A 6257-nucleotide genomic window follows, 5' to 3' on the forward strand; every position below is an offset into this window, starting at 1 on the left:
ATAAAAAGGAGTTGCAAATGAAAACTACCTTTTCCTACCCAAAATGGGCAGAAATTCCAAACATTGACCTCTATCTGGACCAGGTTTTACTCTATGTCAATCAGGTCTGCGCCCCTATCTCTCTTGATAAAGACAAGGGCCTGACAGCATCTATGGTCAATAATTATGTGAAACATGGTTACCTGACAAAACCTGATAAGAAAAAATACCAACGCCAACAGATTGCCCGTTTGATTGCTATCACAACCCTCAAGTCGGTATTCTCTATTCAAGAAATAGCTCAGACACTTAATACTCTCCAAACTCAAGCAAGTTCAGACCAACTCTACGATGCTTTTGTGGACTACATGAACCAAGGAATTGACCCAGCTAACCCCATTATCCAAACCAGCTGCCAAACCGTTAAACTCTATCATCAAACCCTAGCCTTAATCCATCATACTCAAGAGGAGGTAATCCAATGAACACTAGTCTTAAACTTAGCAAACAACTCAGTTTCGGAGAGGAGATTGCTAATAGTGTGACCCATGCTGTGGGTGCAGTCATCATGCTCATCTTACTCCCCATTTCATCCATCTATAGTTATGAGGCACACGGATTTTTATCATCTATAGGCGTTTCCATTTTCGTTATTAGTCTCTTTCTCATGTTTCTATCATCCACCATTTATCACTCTATGGCCTATGGTTCGACCCATAAATATGTCTTGAGAATTATTGATCATTCTATGATTTATGTTGCTATTGCAGGCTCATACACGCCCGTCGTCTTGACCTTAATGAATAACTGGTTTGGCTATCTAATTATTGCCATCCAATGGGGAACAACCATCTTTGGTATTCTCTATAAAATCTTTGCTAAAAAAGTCAATGAGAAATTTAGCCTTGCTCTTTACCTGATTATGGGCTGGTTGGTTCTAGCTATCATTCCTGCCATTATCAGTCAAACGACACCAATTTTCTGGAGTCTCATGGTAACTGGTGGACTCTCTTATACAGTTGGGGCTGGATTTTATGCCAAGAAAAAACCTTATTTCCACATGATTTGGCATCTCTTTATCCTAGCTGCGTCCTCACTCCAATACATCGCCATTGTTTATTTCATGTAAAAATAGGTTAGGACAAAAAATCCTAACCTCATTTTTTTATTCTCTATGATGTTTTATACTCAATCAAAATCCAAAAATCACTCCAGTCCATTTTATAGTACCTACTAGCGTGCCGTCAATTATGGGATACTGTTTCCCTACTAATACGTAAATCAGAATAGTTATACTAATTCAAACCACGTCAGCGTCGCATTACCGTATGTATGGTTACTGACTTCGTCAGTTCTATCCACAACCTCAAAACAGTGTTTTGAGCAGCTTGCGGCTAGCTTCCTAGTTTGCTTTTCGATTTTCATTGAGTATTAAATCATAATCATTCGTTAATGAACCGTACCTAACGAATCAAGACAGACAAATGGTCACATAACAAAAAAAACGTTTTGCAACGTTTTTTTGACTGTGATTTCTTTAAATGTATTTTTTCCTAAGGTAAATTATTCCCTGCTGCAAGATAAATTTCATACCATTCTTTTCTTGTTAAGCTAAAGTTTGCTGCTTGGCTAACTTCTCTCAAGTGCTTAGGATTTGTTGTACCTACGACTGCCTGCATTTTTGCTGGATAACGCAATATCCAAGAAATGGCAATAGTTGAAGAGGTTACTCCATATTTAATAGCTAAACGATCAAGTACTTGATTTAAAGCTTGAAATTTCTCATTTCCAACAAAATTCCCTTTAAAATACCCGAATTGTAAGACAGACCATGCTTGAATGACCACATCGTGTAATTTGCAATATTCAAAAATGCTGCCATCTCGCATAGCTGCTTGACTATCTTCCATATTAACATGAAAACCTGATTCGAATCCTGGAGTAAAAGCCACACTCAATTGTAGCTGATTAACAGCTAACGGCTGCTTGACATCTTTTTTAAGCAACTCCATCATCATAGGATTTTGATTAGAAACTCCAAAATTTCGGACCTTACCTTGTTTATAAAGAAGATCAAAGGCTTCTGCTACTTGGTTAGATTCCATCAAAGCATCTGGTCGATGAAGGAGCAAGCTATCTAGATGATCAATCTTCAATCTTTCTAAAATCCCATCAACTGATTGTAATATATACTCTTTTGAAAAATCAAAATAGGTAAATTCTTCAATGCGAATTCCACATTTTGACTGAATCCACATCTTTTCTCTTAAATCTGGACGATTTTTTAGGACAAGACCTAACAGTTCTTCACAACGACCACGACCATAAATATCAGCCAAGTCAAAAGCATTGATTCCAACAGACAGTGCTGTTTCTACAAGCTCTTCAACTTCTCTAACAGACTTATCTTCTATTCTCATCATTCCGAGAACAATTTCTGATAATTCTTTGTCATCTTGACCAAGAGTTATGTATCTCATCAAATTTTTCTCCTTTGATTCTACATTCTTCAATTAATTATAACAAAAAACCGCTTTGCAACGGCTTTTTGACTATATTTCACTACATTTTATCTTCTTAAACCCACGGAACAAGAGAAAAATGCCAATAAAAAGAACAGCTAAAGGAATAATCTTTGTAAGAAAAACATTTGAAATTCCCATCCACTCATAGTAACGAAGCAGAGAACCTACCACAAGATGGGCAATAATCATACTAACAAAGGGACGAAAAATCGGTTCTTTCCAATTCCAAATACTGATGACTAGGGAAATCGTAAAGACAGACAAACTATCCCAGGGAGCAGGAAGATAAAATGCTCCTTCTTGTACAAAACTTCCTATTCCTACATATCCCAGAACAACTAGCAGAACAAGAATCCCAACGACAATATAGGTGCCAATTTTCATTTTAAGAGAATCTTGGACTAAGCCCCAACGTAAGATTGTGGCCACAAGAGCAAATCCAATCAGAAAAAGAAGAAGTTGCCCTAAAAAAGTAAGCAAATTGACTGTTAAGAGAGGACCTTTAGAAAAATCACCCAGTAGATGATAGTAACGCAATATCGCTAGGACAAAAATTGGCGTCAAAAGGGATTCCTTGATAGAACTGCGTGGTGCTTCCTTGAGAATCTCTTTCATTATTTTTTTAGGATTCTTACCTAAATAATCCTCTGCACTCATGCCATCTCGTTCTGCTTCTGAGAAATCTAACATCATCAAATAAATCTGCTCTCTGAGATAGTCTTCATCATAGAGAAATCCAGCAAGATTAAAACTATCCCACAGCTCCTCAAAATACTGCTGATTCTCCTCAGAAAACTCATGCAACAAATTGTTCGTTTCTTCATAATACTTCATTTTCTTCATGGTTTAACCCCCATTCTTAATCCCTTCAACTTTTTGACTCAAATCGTCCCATTGTTGCCAAAAGACTGAGACACGCTCTTCTCCTTCTTTAGTTAACGAAAAATACTTCCGATCTGGACCATCTGGCGACGGACGCATGTCGCCTCTTATCCATTGATTTTTTTCTAACTTTTGCAACAAAGGATAAATAGTTCCTGGAACGATAGTATCAAATCCAGCCTCTCGCAAAGTCTGAACCAACTCATAACCATATCGCTCTTTTTGACCAATCATATTCAAGACACAACCTTCAAGAACACCTTTTAATAGCTGAGTTTCCTTCATATCTTCCCCCTTCTATCTATTTTGTAATACCTACTAGTAGCTTCACCTATAGTATACTACTTTCACACTAGTTTGTAAAGCATAATAGTTAATACTCTTCGAAAATCTCTTAAAACCACGCCAGCGTCGCCTTACCGTAGATATATGTAACTAACTTCGTCAGTTCTATCCACAACCTCAAAATCATGTTTTGATCTGACTTCGTCAGTTCTATCTACAACCTTAAAGCAGTGTCTTGAGCAACTTGCGGCTAGTTTCTTAGTTTGCTCTTTGATTTTCATTGAGTGTAAATAAAAAACAGAACTAGCATGAACTAGTCCTGTCTATTGTTACCCAATCACACTTCCATTCGGTACAGCTGGATCAACTGTGAGAAGGGTTAATTTTCCATCATGTTCAGCTGATAGGATCATACCTTGGCTGACATATTTCTTCATCATTTTACGTGGTTTGAGATTGGCAACGATTTGGACTTTCTTGCCGACCAATTCTTGTTCGTTTGGATAGTATTTTGCAATTCCTGAGAGGATTTGACGATCTTGACCATCACCAGCATCCAAGCGGAATTGAAGCAACTTATCTGAACCTTCTACTTTAGACACTTCTTTGACTTCTGCGACACGGATTTCGACCTTGTCAAAATCTTCAAACTTGATTTCTTCCTTGTTTAGTTTGAGTTCAACTTCATCTGGATTCCATTCTTTCTCGACTGCTGGTTTGTTGCCTTCCATTTGTTCCTTGATATAGGCGATTTCTTCTTCCATATCCAGACGTGGGAAGATTGGAGTTCCCTTAGCAACTACAGTTACACCTGCAGGGAAATCAACCAAGCTCAAGTTTTCAAGGCTCGCTACTTCTTCCAAGCCAAGTTGATTTAAGACTGCACGACTGGTTTCCATCATAAACGGCTCAATCAAGTGAGCTACAACACGAAGGCTAGCTGCCAAGTGGCTCATAACACTTGCTAATTGGTCGCGAAGAGCTTCATCCTTGGCCAAGACCCATGGTGCGGTCTCATCGATGTATTTATTGGTACGAGAGATAAGGGTCCAGACTGCTTCAAGTGCACGTGGGTAGTCAACTGCTTCCATGTAGGTGTGGTAGTCAGCGATTGATTGTTCTGCGACGTCAGCAAGAGCATGGTCAAACTCTGTTACACCTTCTACATAGGCAGGGACTTGCCCGTCAAAGTATTTATTAATCATAGAAACCGTACGGTTAAGGAGGTTTCCAAGGTCATTGGCCAATTCATAGTTGATACGGCCTACATAGTCTTCTGGAGTGAAGGTTCCGTCTGAACCAACTGGAAGGCTACGCATGAGATAGTAACGAAGCGGATCTAGTCCATAACGCTCTACCAACATTTCAGGGTAAACGACATTTCCTTTAGACTTAGACATTTTGCCGTCTTTCATGACAAACCAACCATGGGCAATCAGACGATCTGGCAATTTGATATCGAGCATCATAAGAAGGATTGGCCAGTAGATTGAGTGGAATCGAAGGATGTCTTTTCCTACCATGTGGAAGACTGTTCCATTCCAGAACTTGTCAAAGTTACCATGTTCATCTTGACCGTAGCCAAGAGCTGTCGCATAGTTAAGAAGGGCATCAATCCAAACGTAGACAACGTGTTTAGGATTAGATGGCACTGGCACACCCCATGTAAAGGTTGTACGAGAAACCGCCAAATCCTCTAAACCTGGCTCGATAAAGTTGCGAAGCATTTCATTCAGACGACCATCTGGAGTGATAAATTCAGGATGAGCTTTGAAAAATTCTACTAGACGGTCTTGGTACTTGCTAAGACGAAGGAAATAAGACTCTTCAGATACCCATTCCACTTCGTGACCTGATGGAGCGATACCACCAGTTACATTTCCAGCTTCGTCACGGAAAACTTCTGCAAGCTGGCTTTCTGTAAAGAATTCCTCATCTGAAACTGAATACCAACCAGAATATTCACCCAAATAGATGTCATCTTGAGCCAGCAAGCGTTCAAAGACTTGTGCGACAACTTTTTCATGGTAGTCATCAGTCGTACGGATAAATTTATCGTATGAGATATCGAGTAATTGCCAGAGTTCTTTGACTCCAACTGCCATTCCATCAACATAAGCTTGAGGTGTGATGCCAGCTTCTTCTGCTTTCTGCTGGATTTTCTGACCATGCTCATCAAGACCTGTCAAATAAAAGACATCGTAGCCCATCAGGCGTTTATAACGTGCTAGGACATCACAGGCGATTGTTGTGTAGGCAGATCCGATATGAAGTTTACCAGATGGATAGTAAATCGGCGTTGTAATATAAAAATTCTTTTCAGACATAATTTTTCCTTTCCAGGCAAATGAAACCTGTTTTTCTAACACTTCATTATATCACATTTTTAAGAATTTTCGATAGGGAAATCCATACAAAAACAAGAGGCTCTATAATATTTGTAGTGGGTAACCCCCTATGGATATTATGGAGCCTTTTTTGTGTAGAAAAAAAGTCCCATATGACCTATAATGAAAAGCGATCAAACAACTCATTAGAAAGAATCATATGGAACAATTACATTTTATCACAAAACTACTCGATATC

Annotated in this window: 6 protein-coding genes; 2 read left to right on the forward strand and 4 right to left on the reverse strand. The window is 38.9% G+C overall.

The genetic code is table 11. The annotated features are described in order from the left end of the window. Window positions 1–17 precede the first annotated feature (17 nt). Complete coding sequence (locus tag CYK16_RS05430; protein ID WP_101776748.1) at window positions 18–464, forward strand: DUF1836 domain-containing protein; 447 nt, start codon at window positions 18–20, stop codon at window positions 462–464. After that, entirely contained in the window at window positions 461–1108 is a 648-nt protein-coding gene (gene trhA / locus CYK16_RS05435) for a PAQR family membrane homeostasis protein TrhA (protein ID WP_060805364.1), read from the forward strand. The genes CYK16_RS05430 and trhA overlap by 4 nt, the downstream gene beginning before the upstream one ends. 424 nt (window positions 1109–1532) lie before the next feature. Here the strand turns inward: trhA and CYK16_RS05440 are convergent, their stop codons facing one another. The 4 genes from CYK16_RS05440 to metG form a co-directional block, all read right to left on the reverse strand. Then, window positions 1533–2459, reverse strand: a complete 927-nt coding sequence (locus tag CYK16_RS05440; protein WP_060805365.1) for an aldo/keto reductase — start codon at window positions 2457–2459, stop codon at window positions 1533–1535. Between the two features lie 72 nt (window positions 2460–2531). Beyond that, on the reverse strand, window positions 2532–3347 hold the full coding sequence (locus CYK16_RS05445) for a DUF1129 domain-containing protein (RefSeq protein WP_060805366.1): 816 nt from the start codon (window positions 3345–3347) through the stop codon (window positions 2532–2534). 3 nt (window positions 3348–3350) lie between these two features. Continuing rightward, on the reverse strand, window positions 3351–3671 hold the full coding sequence (locus tag CYK16_RS05450; RefSeq protein WP_060805367.1) for a PadR family transcriptional regulator: 321 nt from the start codon (window positions 3669–3671) through the stop codon (window positions 3351–3353). A gap of 329 nt (window positions 3672–4000) precedes the next feature. Then, the gene (gene metG / locus CYK16_RS05455; RefSeq protein ID WP_060805368.1) at window positions 4001–5998 is read right to left on the reverse strand and encodes a methionine--tRNA ligase; all 1998 of its coding nucleotides are present in this window, start codon (window positions 5996–5998) and stop codon (window positions 4001–4003) included. Between the last annotated feature and the right edge of the window lie 259 nt (window positions 5999–6257).

The sequence above is a fragment of the Streptococcus oralis subsp. dentisani genome (assembly GCF_002860905.1).
Classification (GTDB): Bacteria; Bacillota; Bacilli; order Lactobacillales; family Streptococcaceae; genus Streptococcus; species Streptococcus oralis_BA.

Excerpts from the sequence above, each read along its gene's own strand:
- CYK16_RS05430 (WP_101776748.1), top strand. The coding sequence starts at position 18 with ATGAAAACTACCTTTTCCTACCCAAAATGGGCAGAAATTCCAAACATT.
- trhA (WP_060805364.1), top strand. The coding sequence starts at position 461 with ATGAACACTAGTCTTAAACTTAGCAAACAACTCAGTTTCGGAGAGGAG.
- CYK16_RS05440 (WP_060805365.1), bottom strand. The coding sequence starts at position 2,459 with ATGAGATACATAACTCTTGGTCAAGATGACAAAGAATTATCAGAAATT.
- CYK16_RS05445 (WP_060805366.1), bottom strand. The coding sequence starts at position 3,347 with ATGAAGAAAATGAAGTATTATGAAGAAACGAACAATTTGTTGCATGAG.
- CYK16_RS05450 (WP_060805367.1), bottom strand. The coding sequence starts at position 3,671 with ATGAAGGAAACTCAGCTATTAAAAGGTGTTCTTGAAGGTTGTGTCTTG.
- metG (WP_060805368.1), bottom strand. The coding sequence starts at position 5,998 with ATGTCTGAAAAGAATTTTTATATTACAACGCCGATTTACTATCCATCT.